Below are 21375 nucleotides of genomic sequence, written 5' to 3' on the forward strand. Positions count from 1 at the left end.
AACATGAAACTAAATAATATAACAAAAGCGACTATTTGTGCCTTGTTACTCACTGCAGCAGGGTGTACAGATAATTTTGAAGACATTAATACTAATCCAAATGGTATTACACTTCCTGATTTTGAGCAAGATTTTAATCATATCAAAGGAGGATTTGCACCGATGTTTAATAATATTCAGGTTTTAAGTCCTGAGTGGGTATACCAATTACAACAAGGATTAAATAGCGATATTTGGTCTGGTTATATGTCAACTCCAACGGGATTTGCTGGGGGAATTAATAATACTACTTATTCATTAGTTGATGGATGGAATGGATTTATCTGGGATTATGGTTATAAAAATGTGATGTTTAATGCATATGATATAGCTAATAAATCTAAAGGGAAATACGATCAATTTTATGCGCTGTCATTGATTTTGAAAGTGGAGGGAATGCATAGAATGACCGATACTTTTGGGCCAATTATTTATTCTAAATTCGGTTCTAATGACGCAACTATTCCTTACGATTCTCAAGAGGAAGTTTACACTCAAATGTTTGCTGAATTAGATACTGCAGTAGCTGAATTGACAAAAAGAATTGATGCTGGAGAGGCTTCTACATTTGAATCGACAGATATGTCAGGTTACAAAGGAAAGTATGAATCATGGGTTAGGTTTGCTAATACTTTGCGTCTGAGATTAGCGATGCGTATTGTAAAAGTTAAACCGTCTTTAGCTAAGGCAGAAGCAGAAAAAGCTATTGCACAAAAGTTTGGAGTAATGAAAGTTAATGACGATTCGTTTAAAATCGTTTCACCGGTTTACACAAATCCAATTTCAACAATTAGTGGTGCATGGCTAGACATTCGTATGTCTGCTGATATGGAGTCTATTCTAAAAGGTTACCAAGATCCTAGAATTGCTTCTTATTTTGATGTTTCTAAACAATTTCCAGGAGAATACAAAGGTGTTCGTACAGGTATTAATATTATTGGAAAATCAGATCATCAAGATTTTTCTGGAATTGGTGCTGTTGTAAGATCAAAAGAAATCTACCTTATGAATGCTGCAGAAGCTTACTTCTTAAGAGCTGAAGGAGCATTAAGAGGTTGGAATATGGGTGGCACTGCTCAGGAATTATATGAAACAGGTATTAAAGTGTCGTTTGAGCAAAGAGGTGTTTCGGGTGCTGCAAATTATATTACTGATAATGTTAAGACTCCAATAGCATATGTAGATCCTAATTTTCCAGAAAACAATTCACCAGCTGTAAATAATGTTACTGTTGCATGGGATGCTGCGGCTACAAATGAGGTAAAACTTCAAAAGATTATTACTCAAAAATGGATTGCTGGATTTCCAGAAGGACAAGAAGCTTGGTCTGATTATAGGAGAACAGGATACCCTAAACTATTCCCAGTTATTAAAAATTATAGTGGAGGAACAATCTCAACTGAATTAGGTGTAAGAAGAATCAATTTTGTTCAGTCTGAGAAAGCTGGTAATGCTGGAGGAGTGGCAACAGGAGTTGCTAAATTAAATGGTCCTGATAATGGAGGAACAAGGTTGTGGTGGGACACAACAGCTCCAAACTTCTAAAAAAAAAGAATATTAAGTTTGGTTAGTAGTATGGTATAGATGGTGAAAGCTGTCTATACCATATCTTAAGACCAAAAGGGTAATTACTACAAAAAAAGAAAAAAATGAAAAGTGCTTTAGAAATAAAACCTGATATCAGTTATAAAAGCGCTGGGAAATTTGAAGAAACTCGTTTTGAAAAAATTCATAACGAAATTTTCAAAAGTTCTATTGAAGCTTCTGTAATTGTAGCACAGGAAATTGCGCAGCTTATTAGATCTAAGCAGGAAAAAAATAAATCTTGTGTTTTAGGTTTGGCAACAGGTTCTTCTCCGATCAAAGTTTATGAGGAGCTAGTGCGAATGCACAGAGAAGAAGGACTTAGTTTTAGCAATGTAATCACTTTTAATCTGGATGAATATTATCCGATGACTAAAGAGAATAATCAGAGCTATCATTATTTCATGCATGAGCACCTTTTTAATCATATTGATATTAAACCTGAAAATATTAATATTCCTGATGGTACAGTGGCAATTGATGAAATTAATCAATACTGTATCGATTATGAAATGAATATTAAAAACGCTGGAGGTCTTGATTTTCAGTTGTTAGGAATTGGACGTACAGGACACGTTGGATTTAATGAGCCTGGTTCGCATATTAATTCAGGAACAAGAATTATCACTTTAGATCATATCACAAGAGTCGATGCATCATCAGCTTTTAATGGTATTGATAATGTGCCGAAACGCGCCATTACCATGGGGGTTTCAACCATCATGAGATCAAAACGTATTGTTTTGATGGCTTGGGGGCAAAATAAGGCAGATATTATCAAAAGAACTGTTCAAGGAGATATCAGTTCAGAAGTTCCGGCTACATTTTTGCAAAATCATCCAAATGCAACTTTTGTTTTAGACCAGTCTGCCGCTTCAGAATTAACCCGTTTCAAAACACCTTGGTTAGTTGGCGAATGTCTTTGGACACCTGAATTAAAAAGTAAAGCGATTGTTTGGCTTTGCCAAAAAACAAAACAGTCTATCTTAAAATTGACAGATCGTGATTACAACAATAACGGAATGTCTGACCTATTGGCTCAGGAAGGTTCTGCTTATGATATGAACATTAACATGTTTAATATTTTGCAGCACACTATTACTGGATGGCCAGGAGGAAAACCAAACACAGATGATTCATTTCGTCCAGAAAGGGCAAATCCGGCAAGAAAGAGAGTAATCCTTTTTAGTCCGCACCCTGATGATGATGTGATTTCTATGGGAGGAACATTTTCAAAATTAATCAAGCAAGGACACGATGTTCATGTGGTGTACCAAACTTCAGGAAATATTGCCGTTTCAGATGATGAAGCACTAAAATTTGCAGAAGTTGCCAGTGATTTTATCGGAGAAGGTCAAGCTGATATCAATTTCAAATCGGTTATCGAATTTTTAAATAATAAATCCGAAAATCAGATTGATTCTTTAGAAGTAAGAAAACTAAAAGGATTAATTAGAAGAAGAGAGTCTTACGGAGCAACAAGATACATCGGATTAAAAGATGAGAATACCCACTTTTTAGATCTTCCTTTTTATGAAACAGGACAAGTTAAAAAGAATCCGTTAGGACCAGAAGATATTGCTATTGTAAAAGATATCATTGCTAAAATAAAACCACATCAGGTTTTTGCTGCTGGAGATCTTGCAGATCCTCACGGAACTCATGAGGTTTGTTTAAATGCCATTTTTGCCGCGTTAAAAGAACTTAAATCAGAACCATACATGGATGATTGCTGGTTGTGGCTTTATAGAGGCGCTTGGCACGAATGGGATATTCATGAAATAGATATGGCCGTTCCGTTAAGTCCATCAGAAGTTTTATTGAAACGTCATGCCATTTTACACCACCAGTCTCAAAAGGACAGGGTAATGTTTCAAGGAAATGACTCTCGTGAATTCTGGGTTAGGGCAGAAGATCGAAACAAAAACACAGCCATATTATACGATGAATTAGGTTTGGCTGAGTATGAAGCGATTGAAGCCTTTAAACGCTTTGACTACTAAAAATTTTTTCCGATTCATTTTATAATGAATCAAATAGCAAAATTCAGATTGATCTCATTGCGAAAGTGAGGTAAAAGCTGGAATCATTCTGAGTTTTGTTTTTTATATAAATTTCGGATACTTATTAAAAACTATCCAACCAAAAAAAAAGAAAAATGAAATATCTATTTGTACTATTATTTGCTGGCATATCTGCAGGTGCTCAAGTCCAGAAAGAGCAGCTGAATCTTATGCCTTGGCCTCAGAATGTTGTTATTAATGAAGGTAATTTTAATTTAAGCAAAAATTTTAAAGTAAACATTACTGGAAATCCAAATCCAAGAATTTTTGGTGGAGTAACTCGTTTTTTGCGCCGTTTGGATGGTAGAACAGGTATATTTTTCGAGCAAGGTTTTATTGAAAAATTAAATGAAGTTCCAAATGCGGAATTACAGATTAATTGCACCAAAAGCGGTAAAATTGGTTTATACGAAGACGAAAGTTATCATTTAGATATTACTTCAAACAAAATTACTCTAAATGCTTCAAGTGATTTAGGAGCTTTGCATGGTTTAGAGACTTTATTGCAAATGCTTCAAAACAATTCAAAAACATTTTATTTTCCAGCTTCAAAAATTTCAGATTTCCCAAGATTTACATGGAGAGGTTTAATGATGGATGTTTCAAGACATTTTCAGCCAATTGATGTAGTGAAAAGAAATATTGATGCACTGGCGGCAATGAAAATGAATGTTTTCCATTGGCATTTGGTTGATGATCAAGGCTGGAGAATTGAAATGAAAAAACATCCAAGATTTACGCAAGTAGCTTCGGATGGAATGTATTACACACAAGAGGAAATTAAAAATATCGTAAAATATGCCGATGAGCGCGGTATTTTAATTGTCCCAGAAATAGATGTTCCAGGTCACGGATCTGCAATCTTAACTGCTTATCCAGAAATTGGAAGCAAAGTGATTACGCTGACAGGAGGAACATCCGAAAAAAATATTCAAGGTACAGCAATTGCTACCTATGGAATTGAAAGAAATGCTGGAATTTTTTCGCCAACATTAGATCCTTCAAATCCTAAAACATACCAACTTTTAAGTGAAGTTTTTGATGAGGTTTGTCCGTTGTTTCCAGGAGCTTATTTCCATATCGGAGGAGATGAAAACGAAGGAAAAGACTGGGATGCAAACCCTAAAATTCAAGAATTCAAAAAGAAGCATAATTTAAAAACCAACCACGAACTGCAAACGTATTTCACAATGCAATTGGCTCCGATGTTAAAGAAACACGGAAAACAATTAATGGGTTGGGAAGAAATTTTAACCAAAAATTTATCTAAAGAAGCGATTGTGCATTCTTGGAGAGGTCCAAACGAAGGAATGCCAGCTGGACAATCTCTGGTAGATGCCGTTAAAAAAGGATACAAAACAGTTTTATCAAATGGATATTATATCGATTTAATGTATCCAATCGCAAGCCATTACCTAAATGACCCAATGCCAAAAGGAGCTAATTTAACTAGCGACGAAAAAGCAAGAATTTTAGGCGGAGAAGCTACAATGTGGACCGAGTTGGTTACCCCAACAACGATAGATTCTAGAATTTGGCCAAGAACAGCTGCAATTGCAGAAAGATTATGGTCGGCAGAAGATGTAGTAGATGTTGAGAATATGCGCAAGCGTTTAGAGAATATTTCTTTTAGATTGGAAGAATTGGGGATTACACATATTCGTAATAAAGATGTGATTTTAAGAAACATTGCAAACAATCAAGATATCAAATCATTGGAAGAGTTTTCTAATGTAAGCGAACCCCTAAAAGGATATACTCGTAACAAAGGAGGAACAGAGTACCAAATGTATTCTCCGTTTACCTTGTTTGCAGACGCCTGCGGACCAGATGCAAAAGATGCATTAGCATTTGACGCAGCTGTAAACCAATATTTAGCTAATAAATCGGCAGACAATAAAGCCAAAATAGCTGCATTTTTTACGAAGTGGATTGCAGTTCATAAAGGATTAACAGAATTAAGCAATAACGCACCGTTGGTGCAGCCAATATTACCATTATCTAAAAAATTAAATGATGCTTCTCAGGAACTGTTATTGGTTTTGGATAATAAATCAACTTTAGCGCCTGCAGATCTGAAAAAATTGATTGAACAATGCAATACAAAAGATCATGCAGATGTAGAACTGTCTGTTTATGAGAGTTTAAAGAAATTAATTTAGAGTTGGATTTGAATTAGTATTTAGTACGTTTTTGAGTTACTAATGTTTTTTTAGAGTGATAATTATCTCTGCCATATTTATGGCAGGGATAATTACAATGACAACTTTGAATTTTTAGAACAAACACATCAGAAATAATCAGTAAAAATTTTAAAAAAAATAACCAATAATGGAGTATTAACCTTTTAAAAACCAAATAGAAAGAATACCACAAAACATGACAATAAAAGAGTATAGATTGATGAGTAGTCCCAAATTTATCATTTGTATTTAACATTAATTTTTTAAAAATTATAAATAAATATCAATCACTACTATTGGCTAATGATTATGTATGAATCAGTAATAGTAATATTTATCTATAGAATTTAATTTGAGTTTATTTCCAATCGACAGCAGCCTTCCAACCTGCAGTTGAGCGAAACCCAGAAGCTAGATGCTGCTGCGGCCCAATTACTTATTTTCTATTAACTAATATTTATTAATTATGAAACATTTTTACAGATTGCTCTTTTTGTTACTGTTTCCCTTACTTGCGTTGGCGCAACCAGCCCACGGAAAAAAAGTAGTAGGGTATTATGCACAATGGTCTATCTATGCCAGGGACTTTAATGTTCCGAAGATTGATGGAAGTAAATTGACGCATTTAAATTATTCTTTTTATGGGACCACTTATGATCCTGCCCATCCTGAGAATACAAAATTAAAATGTTTAGACACTTATGCTGATTTTGAGCATATGGAAGGTGGAATCCCTTGGGATGCACCAGTAAAAGGAAACTTTTATGATTTAATGAAATTGAAAGAAAAGTATCCGCATTTAAAAGTTTTAATCTCTGTGGGAGGCTGGACAAAAGGTCAAGATCTTTCTCCAATTGCTGCAAGTCCTGTAGCAAGAGCGGCTTTAGCAGCAGACATGGCAAACTTCATTACTACATACCCGTTTATTGATGGTTTCGATATCGATTGGGAATATCCTCTTTCTGGTGGAACTGACGGTACAGAAATAGTAAATGGTGCGCCTGTTCCTCCACAAAAATATAGCCCAGACGACAATAAAAATTTAGTGCTTTTATTGAAAGCGATGCGTCAGGCAATGCCAAATAAACTGGTTACAATTGCTGCAGGAAACAATGTTAGAAATGTTGCTAAACAGTATTTAGGGCCAAACAACAGAGCACAATACGGAATGACAGAAGATATTTCGACTTATTGTGACTATATCACTTATTTCGGATACGATTTTGGCGGTAACTGGTACGATAAAACTTGTTACAACGCACCTTTATATGCAAGCGGAAACCCTAATGACCCGTTGTATGGCGCAACGCAATCAGAATCATTAGACGAATTGACTAATCAATATTTGAATGTAATTGGTTTTCCTGCCAATAAATTAATTATGGGATTGCCTTTTTACGGAAAAAAATTCGATAACGTTGCCGCAAATTCAACAAACGGATTGTTTGTTTCAGCACCAAGATATATAGTTGGTGGATGTACAAATCCGCAAAATCCAACAGGTACATGGGATGGTTCTGGTGCTTGTGAAAAATCAGGAAGTATCGAAATCTGTGATTTAGTCGGAAATCCAGTTACCAATTCACATCCTTACTTAGATCCAAATACTATGATGGTAACGCCTTCTGCAGCTTCTGCAGGATGGGTGAGATATTGGGATAACACAACAAAAGTTCCTTATTTATATAATGCTACTTCAAAAGAATTTATTTCTTATGAAGATAAACAGTCAATGGATTTAAAAGTTCAATATATAAAATCTAGAAACTTAGCTGGAGGTATGATTTGGGAATTATCTCAAGATACAAGAGGCTCAATTCCGAATTCATTATTAAACCAAGTTGATACTTCTTTTGGAAGCATTGTTCCGGGAACAGTTAGTATTTCAGGTTCTGTAAAAAACGGATCGGCTTTGGTTACCAATGTTACGGTTGAATTGCGAAATGCAAGCAATGCGGTAATTCAAACAGTAGTTTCTGCTACAGGAAACTTTGCTTTCAATAATTTAACTTCGGGACAAAATTATTCGCTTACAGCAGTAAAAGCAAGTTATACATTTGTTCCTGTTAGTTTAACGAATGTTACAGTTAATCAGACAGGAGTAACAATCAACGGAACTCAACCAACTTACACAGTAAGCGGAACGGTTCTAGACGGTACAACAGGAGTTTCTGGTGTTACAGTTTCTGCAGTTTCTGGAAGCACAACTTTAACAGCGGTTTCAAACGCAAGTGGAGCGTATAGCGTTGCAGGTTTAACAGCTGGTTTAAACTTTACAGTTACCGCTGCAAAATCTGGATTCTCTTATACTCCAGCTTCAACGGTTTACAATGCAATTGACGCGAATAAAACGCTTAATTTCACTCAAGGAGCAGCGGTGGTAACGTACACCGTAAGCGGAACAGTTCTTAATGGAACAACTCCAGTTTCTGGTGTAACAGTAACTGCATCATCTACAGCAGGGAATGTTACTGCAACGACTAATTCAAGCGGAGCATATTCATTGACTTTAGCTTCTGGTGGAAATTATACAGTTACGGCTGCTTTAACAGGCCAAACATTCACGCCAGCATCTACAGTTTATTCTAATTTGAATGCTAATAAAACATTGAATTTTACTCAAGATGTTGCAACAACTACGAGCAAAATCAGTGGAACAGTTAAAAACGGAACAATTCCTGTTGCTGGCGCGAAAGTAGAATTGGTTTTACCTTGGACAGATAATAACCACAACTGGAAAAGCGTTTTAGCAACAACAGATGCACAAGGAAAATATAGCTTTGACAATTCTGTTATAGATGGTTATACACAGGCTTTGAGTTTGAAATTAAACTCTTGGCAAAATGGAGAAGTAGCTTATTACCCAAATAATCTGGCAAACTTCGCAGTTCCAACAACGCCAACAATTTATAATTTTAATACACAAACTACGGTTGTGACTAAGCCAGTAGTTGCCATTACAGCACCAACAGCTTCATCGATTGCTATAAACTTAGGATCATCAATTAATTTTGTAGCAACTGTTGGATTAAGCGCTGCAGATGCAACTACAATCTCATCTGTTGTATTTAGTTTAGACGGACAAACGATAAGTGCTACCAATTCTTCTGGAACTTATACTTCGGTTTGGACGCCAGCAGCAAATCAGTTTGGAGTTTCTCATACGTTAACCGTTACGGCTACTGCATCAAACGGAACAACAGATTCAAAAACCTATAGTTTTACATTAACTTGTTCGGGTGCAAACTGTCCAAATACATTGCCTGTAATTACTTGGAATTCACCGTCGAATACTACAATATACCAAAGCTCTTTCCAAGCTGTTCCAATTTCAGTTACAGCGGTTGACAGCGACGGATCAGTTTCTGGTGTTACTATTACCATAAATGGAGGAACATTTAATATGACAGCAGGTACAAATAATACTTATACATATAATTTTACGCCAACTGCTTATCAGGATTATCCAATTGTAATCAAAGCAACAGATAATAAAGCTGCTGTGACTACTTTAAACAATACTATTAAAATTGCTACAATAAGTGGTAATAGATTTATTCCGCTTCCATCTAAAATTATTTTAGGGTATGCGCATTCTTGGGAAAATACTGCAGCTCCATTCTTATATTTTTCTCAAATAAAGGGAAGCAAATTTAATGTAGTCGATTATGCTTTCGTAGAAACCGTTAATCGTGATGGTTATACACCAATATTAACTACAAATGATGCTAGATATTTGACCAATGGAGTTTTCGATAAGCAATTATTGAAAAATGATATAAAATCTTTAAGAGATAGCGGTGTTCCTGTTATTGTCTCTATTGGAGGTCAAAACGGACATGTTGTTTTAGAAAATGTTACTCAGAAAAATATTTTCGTTAATGGTTTAAAAGCGATTATCGATGAGTACCAATTTGATGGAGTTGATATTGATTTTGAAGGCGGATCTATGAATTTTAGCGCAGGAGGTTTGAGAGATATTTCTTATGCGGGTATTTCTGCTTACCCAAGATTGAAAAACGTAGTAGATGCTTTCAAAGAATTAAAAGCGTACTATGGCCCTGGATTCTTGTTAACTGCAGCTCCAGAAACACAATATGTACAAGGTGGTTATACTACTTATACAGATACTTTCGGTTCGTTCTTGCCAATCATTCAAAACTTGCGTAACGAATTGGATTTGTTAGCGGTACAATTGTACAACACAGGAGGAGAAAACGGATTAGACGGTCAATATTATGGTACAGCTAAGAAAGCAAACATGGTTACTGCCTTAACTGATATGATCATAAAAGGGTATAACATTGCTTCAACAGGAATGCATTTTGATGGTTTGCCAGCTTCAAAAGTTCTTATTGCATTGCCAGCTTGTCCGAGTGCAGCAGGTAGCGGATATTTAACTCCAACAGAAGGAATCAATGCTATGGACTATTTAAGAAACGGAACCAATTTTACTGGAAGAACCTACACTATGCAGCCAGGCGGACCATATCCTTCTTTAAGAGGTTTAATGACTTGGTCTGTAAACTGGGATGCCTCTTCTTGCGGTAATTCATCTGAATTGTCTAAAGCGTATGCAGCTTATTTTGCATCGCAAGCTACGGCTAAAACATTGGCTGTAGAAGATATAACGGCTGATAGCAATACGACTGTGGCTTACTTTAGAAACAATACTTTATCGGTATCTAACGAAACAGAAGACATTGCTCAAGTTGACGTATTCAATACGATAGGGCAGAGTGTTACAAGCCACAGAAACATTCAAAACAATAAAGAAGTGTTGCTTAATAGCCCAAGTTTTGCTAGTAAACAGATTTTTGTTGTGATAGTAACCAATAAATCAGGACACAAAAAGTCATTGAAAGTAATGAACTTTTTAAACTAAAATAAAAGGATTGAAAATTTAGAAATAAGAAAATTGGGACGGTTAAAATTGAGTTTGGTTATTTATTTTTTAACCTAATTTTTATTTCTTAAATGCTGTGAATTGAGGTAATTTGTTATTTGGTTTTTGCCTCAAGTAGCGCATTATGAACCCGACAATTTTATTGTCGGGTTTTTTTTATGGCTAAAACATTTTTTTATGCCTCCAAATAAGGATCTAAAACTTCTGCAAGTTGATTAAGCCAGTAAAAATTATCATCGACATTCTTTATTCCCGATTCTATCGTTTCGCATTTTCTCATAACTGATAATGAAAGTACATTATTTACTTCGCGTATCATTTTTGCCATTTCTTTACAATCAATTTTGTCTGTAAAGAAATCGTTTAATCTTGTTTCAAGTTCGATTGAAAAATTATTTGTAATCATTATCTTATTTTTTTTGGCAAATCTAAAGAATTACTATTTTTATTGTGACACATATTTGTTTCATAATGAAAGATTTTAGAAAAAAATCTGCAGAATCTGCGAGAAACCCTTTGCGAACTCTGCGTAAATCCTTTGCGAACTTCGCGGTTAAAAAGAAATCCGTACTTTTGAATTTACAATTATCGCATAAACTTCATGAAAAAATCATTCATTATTTTAATCACATTTTTAGTTTCTACTCTTTCTTTCAGCCAAATTAAATTCGGAAATCCAGAAGTCGATCCCACTCAAATTCAAAAAACTTACCCAGAATGGTCCGTTTATCAGAATAAAAAAATAATGCTTTCTAGAGACTTTACCGCTTTAGATTCATCTTCAAAAGAAATTACTAAAGAATCTTTTTTAGATCAATTGGCAAACGGAAACTATATTCCAATTCGATTAAAATCTGAAGCGAATATTTACGTTTATAAGCTTTTCAAAATCTTACCAAAAACAGATACAAGCATAAAAGCCACAATCAATCAAATTGGTTTTGATGCTTATAAAAACTATAAAATGGAAGGAACCGCTTTCCCAAAATTCTCTTTTAAAGATCTAGACGGAAATCTGGTAACCAACGAATCCATGAAAGGAAAAATCATTGTGATAAAATGCTGGTACATTCACTGCACGCCATGCATCAGAGAGTTTCCTCAAGTCAACAAACTAGTTTCGGCATATAAAGACAGAAAAGATATTGTTTTTATGAGTTTAGCCGAAGATTCAGCAGAACAATTAAAAACATTCTTAGCTAGAAAACCATTATCATATTCTGTAATTCCAGACATGAAAGAGTATATGAATGAATCTTTGCAATTGAATTCATTTCCAACACATTTTATTCTAAACAAAGAAGGAATGATTGCTAAAGTGCTTCCTAATTTTGAGAGTCTTGAAGTGGCTTTAGCGAAAGAAAGTAAGCTGTAAGTTAAATTAATCTCGCAATCCCGATAGCTATAGGGAGCGAAGTTCGCAAAGTTTTATGGCAAAGTAACCTCATTTTTGTCATTTCGAGGAACGAGAAATCTTTGCGAGAAACTCCGTTCCTAATAATTGCCAATCTTTGTAGAGTCACTTGCGAAGATTTGCTTCGCCAATTCGCTATCGCTCGGGTCTCGTTCCTCGAAATGACAAGATTGTGCATAATCACCGTCAAAAAACAAAACTTAGCGCCTCTGCTACTTTGCGAGAAAATGCTTATTCAAAAGAAAAAACCTTAGCACCTTAGCATCTTTGCAACTTAGAACCTTTTTCACTACTTTTGCACCAAATTAATTAAAAAGACATTCATGTTAACAGTCAATAATTTATCAGTTCAGTTTGGTAAAAGAGTTTTATTTGATGAAGTAAATACAACTTTCACTCATGGAAATATTTACGGAGTTATCGGAGCAAATGGTGCTGGAAAATCTACTTTCTTAAAAGTGATTTCGGGCGATATCGACCCAACTTCTGGACACATTCATTTAGAGCCGGGAAAACGTATGTCGGTTTTAAACCAGAACCACAACATGTTCGACGAACATACTGTTTTGGAAACCGTTTTAATGGGAAATAAAGTTCTGTACGCTGTTAAAAAAGAAATGGATGAACTTTATTTGGATTATAATGATGCCAACGCAGACCGAATTGGAGAGCTTCAAGTTCAGTTTGAAGAAATGAACGGATGGAACGCCGATTCTGATGCCGCAGCAATGTTATCTAACTTAGGAATCACAGAAGCGGATCATTATACTTTAATGGCTGATATGGAAGGAAAAATGAAAGTACGTGTGCTTTTGGCGCAAGCACTTTTCGGAAATCCTGACTTGCTGATTATGGATGAGCCTACCAACGATTTGGATTTCGAGACAATCGCTTGGTTAGAAAACTTCTTGGCAAACTACGAAAACACTGTAATTGTGGTATCTCACGACCGTCACTTTTTAGATGCGGTTTGTACACATATTTCTGATATTGATTTCGGAAAAATCAATCACTACTCAGGAAACTATACGTTCTGGTACGAGTCTAGCCAATTAGCGGCAAAACAGCGTGCACAGCAAAACAAAAAAGCAGAAGAGAAGAAACAAGAGTTGGAAGAATTTATTCGTCGTTTTAGTGCAAACGTGGCGAAATCGAAACAAGCGACTTCTCGTAAAAAAATGATTTCGAAATTAAATATTGCTGAAATCAAACCATCTAGCCGTCGTTATCCTGCGATTATTTTTGATCAAGATCGCGAAGCGGGAGATCAGATTTTGAACGTTCAAAATTTAGCAGCTTCTGTTGATGGTGAAGTTTTGTTTAAAGATGTGGATCTGAATATGGCGAAAGGCGATAAAATCGTTCTTTTCTCTAAAGATTCACGCGCAACAACTGCTTTCTACGAAATCTTAAACGGAGAACAAAAAGCAGATTCTGGAACTTTCGATTGGGGAATTACAACAAACCAAGCATATTTGCCAGCTGAAAATCATAAATACTTTGAAAATGATTTAACTTTAGTGGATTGGTTACGTCAGTACGCAAAAACGGAAGAAGAGCGTGATGAGGTATTTATTAGAGGTTTCTTAGGAAAAATGATTTTCTCTGGAGAAGAAGCTCTTAAAACATCTAGAGTTTTATCTGGAGGAGAAAAAGTGCGTTGTATGTTGTCTAGAATGATGATGGAGCGTGCTAACGTTTTAATGCTTGACGAACCGACAAACCACTTAGATTTGGAGTCCATTACGGCTTTCAACAACTCATTGAAAAACTTTAAAGGTTCTGTAATTTTCACAACGCATGACCACGAGTTCGCGCAAACTGTTGGTAACAGAATTGTAGAATTGACACCAAACGGAGTTATCGACCGTTACATGACATTTGACGAATATCTTGATGATGAAAAAATTCAAGAACAAAGAAAGAAGATGTACAATCTTTAATTTTTAAAATTCCAATAATCTGTAAAACCCAATAATTGAAATTCCAAATTCCAATCTTTGACTTTACAACTTTGTCAAAGTTTTAAACTTTGACAAAGTTCGATACTAATAAAAAATCCCAAACTCCAAGTTTAATCTGGAATTTGGGATTTTTTTTGTCTTAATAATTTTTCGTGTGAATTTTCATTCAATTATAAGTTGCTATATTTGTAAGAAAAATATATTTATTTTAAAAAAAGCAAGTGAGCATGAAGATCATTCAAAAAGGGATAAAAGTACTATTATTGATAGCTACATTCCATGTAGGCATAGCACAAGAATATAATAAAATTAATTCGTCATCGATTTCATATGTAAACAATGGCTTCCTTTCGGATAATTTTATAAGTATAGAAAATGCAAATAAAACTAAACTCAAAAATGGTTTTTATGAAATGAATCTTGATGGCAGGAAAATGCAATTTTATATTAACGAAAAAGGAAATGTAGACGGAACTTTTAAAGAATACAATTCAAACGGGACTTTAGGAATACAAACATTGCTTAATAATGGCAAGTTAATAAGTACGACTGCACTTGATTCAAATGGAAAAACTATAGAGAGTTTAGATGTTGGAAAGGATGCTAAAAGTGGGCATCAATTTTTCAATAGAAAAAAGTATGATTCTTTGGGAGCGTTAGTTGAGCAAATCGACTATAATTGGGATAAAAAAGAAATAAAAACGTCAAATTATGAAAATAAAAAACTTGTTTCAGAAACTATCATTTTTGATGAATATAAGATTTGGAATTCAAATGGCGATATAACTGAAGCCAAGTTAAGTCATCCGAAAAATACAAGCTATAAAATAGAAAAGAAATACTATCCAAATGGAAAATTGAAAAGTTCTAGATTTACAGACAGTCAATCTATTGAAGGAGAATTGAAAGAATATACAGAAGCCGGCGTTTTGATAAAAAGTAAAAAGACCTCTACTGACAAAATTAACAATGAAAAAATATATAAATTAGAAGAGGCTGAGGTAAAACCAAGCTATCCATCAGGAATAGATTCATTCTATAAATTTTTCTATAAAAACTTTGTAAAGCCCAATCAAGAAGGACTTCAAGGAACAATTTATATGGATTTTGTTGTTGAAAAAGACGGTTCCTTGTCAGCTTTTCGCTGTTTTAAAGATATTGGATATGCTACAGGAGCAGAAGCAATTCGGGTTTTGAAACTATCCCGTAAATGGAATCCCGCCAAGATAGGCGGTAAAAAAGTCAGATGTGTTTATGTGTTAAAAGTTCCAATTAAATAATAGAAAAATCCCAAACGCCAAGTTTTAAATTGGAATTTGGAATTTGGAATTTGGGATTTTTTATTTGTTTATTTTACTACTATTTGCTTCCGAACATTTTTGCAAAAATCCAGATAATAATCGCAATAATAAAAATTACGATAAAAATCCCGAATCCCATTCCGGCTTTAAAAATGTCTCCAATAACTTCACAGCTTGTAAATGAAAACAGTATTACGAATACCATTAACAATCTTAGTATTTTATTTTGCATGATTCTGATGTTTTAAATTGATACTTAAAATTACTTCACGAATCAGGGAAATGTGTTATAGAATTTTTTGGAAATGTTTTAGGATTTGGAGATTTGATTTTACAATCCAAATTTTATTAATAGAATATGCTATATCTTATTTTCTTTGAAGAAGTATTATTTGACACTTGTAAGTGTCATGACAAAAAAGCACTGTCATTTCTTTAACTTAAATTTAAGACAAAATGGCATAAAATAAGAAAAGGCCTAATAATTGTATTTGTAATAACTTATTAAATTTCAATCAAATTGAAAATAAAATATTTTAATTATTACTCAATTAAGAGGCTTACAATCTTGAAATCCGAGTGTTTTATGTATTTTATCGGATTAAAAGGTATTTCATAGATATTTTTGTCGGTATCTGGGTGCAAATGTATATTAATTACGTTTAATAACAAATAAACAAAAGTTAAAATTTAAAAAGATTTATTGTAGAAAGTAATGTTTTGATTTCTAGGATTATAAAGAGTAGAGCTAAAAATTAGCTCTAGATTAACATTAATATACAATAATATAAAATGAATATAAGTAATAATTATAGTTTAGGATTAACTCAATCTAAGCTAGATTTCGTTGATGTAAGATTAGAAAGAGACAATAAGCTTTTTGTAGATCCCAGGCTCATTGAGTTAAGTAAAAAGCCGATTGTTGCTAAAATGCAAAATCAATTAAAAATATTTTTAGCTGAATTATTAGATCAGATTAAAGCGAATAATGAAAGGAATGTTAAATATCTTCTTTCTGGTTTAGGTGAGCCAAAAGAAACGAGATTAGGTCATTCTGATGAAAGTTTTGATGGAAATTCAGTTGGAGATAAATTAAAGCCAAAATTTCAATCAGCTATTAGTGATAGTGTGCTTTTAAAATATGGGGTTTTGAATAATCTTGGAGATTTTGATTTGTTTATTGATGATATAGGATGTGATAGAATATCAGATATAACGACTAAGATTATTAAGTCAGTCTTGATTGAATATACTCAACAACAATGTGAAAATAGTTTAGTTCCGATACCAATGACTGAAGTTCATCAAAAGTATTTGTTTGATATAAATACATTAAGATGGACAGAAAGGAAAGTTAAGCTTCCAGTTTATCTAGGGAAACCTGTAATTTTTGTCCCGAAAGATATTGTTAGAAGAAAAAATGATGCTAATTCAAATTTAGGAAGCTTTTATAGATATGCTATTCGAAATTTTATAGCAACAGATGAAGAGTTGATTAAAGATATAGTTGGAACAGGTAAGGATAATATAGTTTTATTAAGAGATGTAAAACTTGCTTATCCATCTTCCAAAGCTTCATCTCAAAAATGGTTAATTAGATTTCCTAAACTTCTAGTGGACTTTAAATCAAATCTTCTAAATCCAAAGTTAAGACCTTTAACGGACGAAGAAATTGAAGCGATTATTTACGATAGTGATTTATCTGAATTTAAAGCAAGTTAATTTAAAGAAGCAGGCTCGAAGCCTGCTTTTTTTATGCTTTTTGAATTATAATTTAAAAGCATAAAAAAAAATGTTACTTTTGCAGAACCAAACATTACAATCACTTATGAGTCAAAAAGTATTACTTAATTCGAAAGAAGTTACTATCATACTGCATCGTTTGGCTTGTCAGTTAATCGAAAAACATCTTGATTTCTCTGAAACTATTTTAGTTGGAATTCAGCCAAGAGGCGTTTTTTTAGCTGAACGTTTAAAACAAATATTAGAAAACGAATACAAGGTTCCTGAAATTTCTTTAGGATATCTAGACATCACTTTTTTTAGAGATGATTTCCGTCGTACTGATAAACCGCTTGAAGCCAATAAAACCCAAATCAATTTTATAGTCGAAGACAAAAAAGTCATTTTTATCGATGACGTTTTGTTTACGGGACGAAGCATTCGTTCTGCCTTAACTGCCATTCAATCTTTTGGAAGACCTTCAGAAATTGAATTATTGGTTTTAATTGACAGACGTTTCAGCCGTCATTTGCCAATTCAACCCGATTACAGAGGCCGTCAGGTAGATGCTATTAATGGTGAAAAAGTAATTGTAAGCTGGAAAGAAAATGATGGTGAAGATGTTGTTCACCTAGTGACGAATTAAGTTTAATCGGTTAACCGGTTAATTGTTTAATCGGTTAACCGATTAAGCGATTTGAAAAAAAACGATTAAACAATTCAACGATTAAACATATAAACACACACAATGAAAGAATTAAGCGTAGATCATTTATTAGGAATCAAATATATCAATGAGAATGATATTAACCTGATTTTTGAAACGGCAGATCATTTTAAAGAAGTCATTAATAGACCAATTAAAAAAGTTCCTTCATTACGAGATATTACCATTGCCAATATTTTCTTCGAAAACAGTACCAGAACCAAACTCTCTTTCGAATTAGCGCAGAAACGTTTATCTGCTGATGTAATTAGTTTTTCTGCAGCTCAGTCATCGGTTAAAAAAGGAGAAACCTTGATTGATACTGTAAACAATATCCTTTCGATGAAAGTGGATATGGTTGTAATGCGCCACTCTAATCCCGGAGCGGCTTATTTTTTATCTAAAAATGTCAAAGCAAGCATCGTAAACGCTGGAGACGGAGCACACGAACATCCGACACAAGCTTTGTTGGACAGTTATTCTATCAGAGAAAAACTGGGAGATGTTGCTGGAAAAAAAGTTGTTATTGTAGGTGATATTCTGCACTCGCGTGTAGCGCTTTCAAACATATATGCTTTGCAGATGCAAGGCGCAGAAGTAAAAGTTTGCGGACCAAAAACATTGATTCCGAGATATATTGAATCACTTGGAGTTACGGTTGAACCAAATTTGCGAAAAGCTTTAGAATGGTGCGATGTAGCGAATATGCTTCGTGTGCAAAATGAGCGTATGGATGTGAATTTCTTCCCATCAACACGCGAGTACGCACAGCAGTACGGAGTAGATAAACCGCTTTTGGATTCTCTTAGCAAAGAAATTGTAATCATGCATCCTGGACCAATAAACAGAGGAGTAGAAATTACTTCTGAAGTGGCTGACTCAGAGCATTCTGTAATCTTAAATCAGGTTGAGAATGGTGTAGCGATTAGAATGGCGGTTATTTATTTGCTGGCTTCTAAGATTCAGCAATAATTTTGTTTCTGGTTTAAAATTTAACCGCAAAGTTCGCAAAGAGCTACGCGAGGTTCGCAAAGCTTTGTTTTTTCTTGTGTACTTTGCGAAAAAACCTTGCGAACTTTGCGGTTAAGCTTACAAAGTTTGGCAACTTAGATTTGAAACTTGAAACAACAAAAAAACTTAGTAAATTAGCATAAATATAAGCCCTCAAAAATATAAAATGAAAGTAGATCAAAAAGGACATACCGTTACGATTAAAGATACACAAGGAGATGTAAATGCTTTCTTGGAAAAAGTAACGCAACAATTTAAAACCTTTGAAAAACAAAATATTATAATCGATTTATCAGCTGATTCTAATATTTCAGAAAATGATTTAAAAGCTTTTTTACCGCTTTCTAAAGTTCAGAAAAAAGCAAAAAAATCGTTTGTAATTGTAGCAACCGATCTTGATTTTAATGCTATTTCAGATAAATTGGTTGTGGTGCCTTCTCTTTTAGAAGCTCACGATATTATCGAAATGGAAGAAATAGAAAGAGATCTAGGTTTCTAATAATTAACAATTGATAATTAAAAATTAATAATTGTCAATTATCAATTTTTAATTGAGAAATGAAATTAACTATACTTGGCTGTTATGCCGCAACTCCCAGAACGCTTACTAATCCCACTTCGCAGGTTTTAGAAATTAAGAACAGATTGTTTTTAATTGATTGTGGAGAAGGAACTCAAGTGCAGCTTCGTAAAAACAAGATTAAATTCTCCAAAATTAATCACATTTTTATCTCACATCTTCATGGAGATCATCTTTATGGATTAATAGGAACTATTTCGACTTTTTCACTTTTAGGCAGAACCACAGATTTGCATATTTACGGTCCAAAAGGGATTAAGGAATTGATTTTAATTCAATTAAAACTAACTGAATCTTGGACCACTTATTCTCTTTTTTTTCACGAATTAGAATCAAATCAAAGTGAAGTCATTTTTGAAGATAAAAAAGTGATTGTAAAAACAGTCCCGTTGAAGCATCGCGTTTATACGAATGGTTATCTTTTTCAGGAAAAACCAGATGAAAGAAAATTAAATGTAGAAGCTGTTCAGCGCTATAATATTCATGTTGCGTATTATCAGAAAATAAAAAATGGCGGAGATATTACGCTTGACGATGAAACTGTAATTGAAAACAAAAAACTTACTTTTGACCCACCGCCAGCAAAAAGTTATGCTTTTTGTTCTGATACGGTTTACAACGAAGATATAATTCCAATTATACAGAACACAGATATTTTGTATCACGAATCGACATTTTTAGAATCGGAGGCAAGATTGGCAGAAAAAACACTTCATTCAACGGCAAAAGAAGCGGCCAATATTGCTTTAAAAGCTAATGTAAAGCAATTGATTTTAGGGCATTATTCAACACGATATGATGGAATAGAACCTTTTAAGAAAGAAGCTGAGGAAGTTTTTCCAAATGTGCTCTTGGGAGATGATGGAGTGAGTTTTGAATTTTAAAGATGCTAAGATTCTAAGGTTCTAAGATGCTAAGTTTGTATGTAATTGCCACCCTGAGCGGAGTCGAAGGGCTTTTTTAGTACGAAGGGCTTCGACTCCGCTCAGCCTGACAAACTTGAAACCCGAAACTTGAAACCTGAAACTTGAAACCTGAAACAAAAAATCTAAAATCTAAAGTCAACAATCTAAAATAACAAATCATGAATGATTTAAGTAATTATAGAAAATCTTACGAGAAAAGCGAATTATTAGAAACTAATATTCCTGAAGATCCGATTAATCTTTTTAACCGATGGTTTCATGAAGTGGAAGATTTTGGCGGAAGCGGAGAGGTGAATGCTATGACGGTTTCGACGATTGGATTGGATGGTTTCCCAAAATCTCGTGTGGTTTTATTGAAGAAATTTTCTGAGGAAGGTTTTATATTTTATACCAATTATAATTCAGAGAAAGGAAAAGCTATAGAAGCAAATCCAAATATTTGTCTGTCATTTTTTTGGCAGGAGATGGAACGTCAGGTTATTATTAAAGGAATTGCGCAGAAAACTTCTGAGAATATTTCAGATAATTATTTTGATTCAAGACCTGAAGGCAGTAAACTTGGAGCGATTGTTTCTCATCAAAGTGAAGTGATTCCGTCAAGAACATTTTTAGAAGAAAACTTAAAAAAACTAGAAGCCGAATTTGACGGAAAACCAATTCCTAGACCTGAAAATTGGGGCGGTTATATTGTGACTCCGCTGCAAGTTGAATTCTGGCAGGGAAGACCAAATCGACTTCATGATAGAATTCGTTATACTAGCCAGTCAGATTTTTCTTGGAAGATTGAAAGATTATCTTCGTAAAAGTATTTTTAAGTAGGAATTTTATAGGTAAAAACATAAAATAAGTGTATTTCATCGATTATTTTTGCACTTTAACGATAAATTGAATACGTTTGGAATATAATAAAGCAAACGATATTTATTCAAAGATAAATTTAAAGGATTTGCCCCAACATTTACTTTAAACCGCTACA

Annotated in this window: 15 protein-coding genes; 13 read left to right on the top strand and 2 right to left on the bottom strand. The window is 33.9% G+C overall.

From position 1 onward, the window contains the following. Nucleotides 1-3 precede the first annotated feature (3 nt). The 4 genes from FF52_RS21190 (at nt 4) to chiA (ending at nt 10754) form a co-directional block, all read left to right on the top strand. Nucleotides 4-1584: a RagB/SusD family nutrient uptake outer membrane protein gene (locus tag FF52_RS21190; protein WP_008468854.1), complete on the top strand. Its 1581-nt coding sequence runs from the start codon at nt 4-6 to the stop codon at nt 1582-1584. Between the two features lie 104 nt (nt 1585-1688). After that, nucleotides 1689-3626 (top strand): glucosamine-6-phosphate deaminase, encoded by a 1938-nt coding sequence (gene nagB / locus FF52_RS21195; RefSeq protein ID WP_008468855.1) that lies wholly within the window; start codon nt 1689-1691, stop codon nt 3624-3626. A gap of 155 nt (nt 3627-3781) precedes the next feature. Continuing rightward, nucleotides 3782-5848, top strand: a complete 2067-nt coding sequence (locus FF52_RS21200) for a beta-N-acetylhexosaminidase (protein WP_008468856.1) — start codon at nt 3782-3784, stop codon at nt 5846-5848. A 487-nt stretch (nt 5849-6335) separates the two neighbouring features. After that, on the top strand, nt 6336-10754 hold the full coding sequence (gene chiA / locus FF52_RS21205; protein ID WP_008468857.1) for a T9SS-translocated chitinase ChiA: 4419 nt from the start codon (nt 6336-6338) through the stop codon (nt 10752-10754). A gap of 196 nt (nt 10755-10950) precedes the next feature. Here chiA and FF52_RS21210 read toward each other — a convergent pair whose 3' ends face one another. Continuing rightward, nucleotides 10951-11181: a hypothetical protein gene (locus FF52_RS21210; protein WP_008468858.1), complete on the bottom strand. Its 231-nt coding sequence runs from the start codon at nt 11179-11181 to the stop codon at nt 10951-10953. Nucleotides 11182-11376: 195 nt separating this feature from the next. Here FF52_RS21210 and FF52_RS21215 point away from each other — a divergent pair, with 195 nt between their 5' ends. The 3 genes from FF52_RS21215 to FF52_RS23245 all read left to right on the top strand — a co-directional run bounded on the left by FF52_RS21215 (nt 11377) and on the right by FF52_RS23245 (nt 15433). Beyond that, nucleotides 11377-12150, top strand: a complete 774-nt coding sequence (locus tag FF52_RS21215) for a TlpA family protein disulfide reductase (protein WP_008468859.1) — start codon at nt 11377-11379, stop codon at nt 12148-12150. Nucleotides 12151-12512: 362 nt separating this feature from the next. After that, nucleotides 12513-14132, top strand: coding sequence for an ABC-F family ATP-binding cassette domain-containing protein (locus FF52_RS21220; RefSeq protein WP_008468860.1), 1620 nt, complete (start codon nt 12513-12515; stop codon nt 14130-14132). Nucleotides 14133-14380: 248 nt separating this feature from the next. Beyond that, nucleotides 14381-15433 (top strand): energy transducer TonB, encoded by a 1053-nt coding sequence (locus tag FF52_RS23245; RefSeq protein WP_008468861.1) that lies wholly within the window; start codon nt 14381-14383, stop codon nt 15431-15433. A gap of 79 nt (nt 15434-15512) precedes the next feature. Here FF52_RS23245 and FF52_RS23800 read toward each other — a convergent pair whose 3' ends face one another. Further along, nucleotides 15513-15686, bottom strand: coding sequence for a hypothetical protein (locus FF52_RS23800; protein ID WP_008468862.1), 174 nt, complete (start codon nt 15684-15686; stop codon nt 15513-15515). Nucleotides 15687-16246: 560 nt separating this feature from the next. Here FF52_RS23800 and FF52_RS21230 point away from each other — a divergent pair. From FF52_RS21230 to pdxH, 6 genes are all read left to right on the top strand, one after another. After that, the gene (locus tag FF52_RS21230; protein ID WP_008468863.1) at nt 16247-17176 is read left to right on the top strand and encodes a hypothetical protein; all 930 of its coding nucleotides are present in this window, start codon (nt 16247-16249) and stop codon (nt 17174-17176) included. 106 nt (nt 17177-17282) lie between these two features. Further along, complete coding sequence (gene pyrR / locus FF52_RS21235; RefSeq protein ID WP_008468864.1) at nt 17283-17822, top strand: bifunctional pyr operon transcriptional regulator/uracil phosphoribosyltransferase PyrR; 540 nt, start codon at nt 17283-17285, stop codon at nt 17820-17822. A gap of 102 nt (nt 17823-17924) precedes the next feature. Continuing rightward, nucleotides 17925-18854: an aspartate carbamoyltransferase catalytic subunit gene (locus tag FF52_RS21240; RefSeq protein WP_008468865.1), complete on the top strand. Its 930-nt coding sequence runs from the start codon at nt 17925-17927 to the stop codon at nt 18852-18854. 205 nt (nt 18855-19059) lie between these two features. Continuing rightward, on the top strand, nt 19060-19392 hold the full coding sequence (locus FF52_RS21245; protein WP_008468866.1) for a hypothetical protein: 333 nt from the start codon (nt 19060-19062) through the stop codon (nt 19390-19392). 59 nt (nt 19393-19451) lie between these two features. Next, the gene (locus FF52_RS21250; protein WP_008468867.1) at nt 19452-20357 is read left to right on the top strand and encodes a ribonuclease Z; all 906 of its coding nucleotides are present in this window, start codon (nt 19452-19454) and stop codon (nt 20355-20357) included. A gap of 200 nt (nt 20358-20557) precedes the next feature. Then, nucleotides 20558-21202 carry a pyridoxamine 5'-phosphate oxidase gene (gene pdxH / locus FF52_RS21255; RefSeq protein WP_008468868.1) on the top strand — a complete coding sequence of 215 codons (645 nt, stop codon included), beginning with the start codon at nt 20558-20560 and terminating at the stop codon, nt 21200-21202. Nucleotides 21203-21375 lie beyond the last annotated feature (173 nt).

Source organism: Flavobacterium sp. F52 (assembly GCF_000278705.1).
Classification (GTDB): domain Bacteria; phylum Bacteroidota; class Bacteroidia; order Flavobacteriales; family Flavobacteriaceae; genus Flavobacterium; species Flavobacterium anhuiense.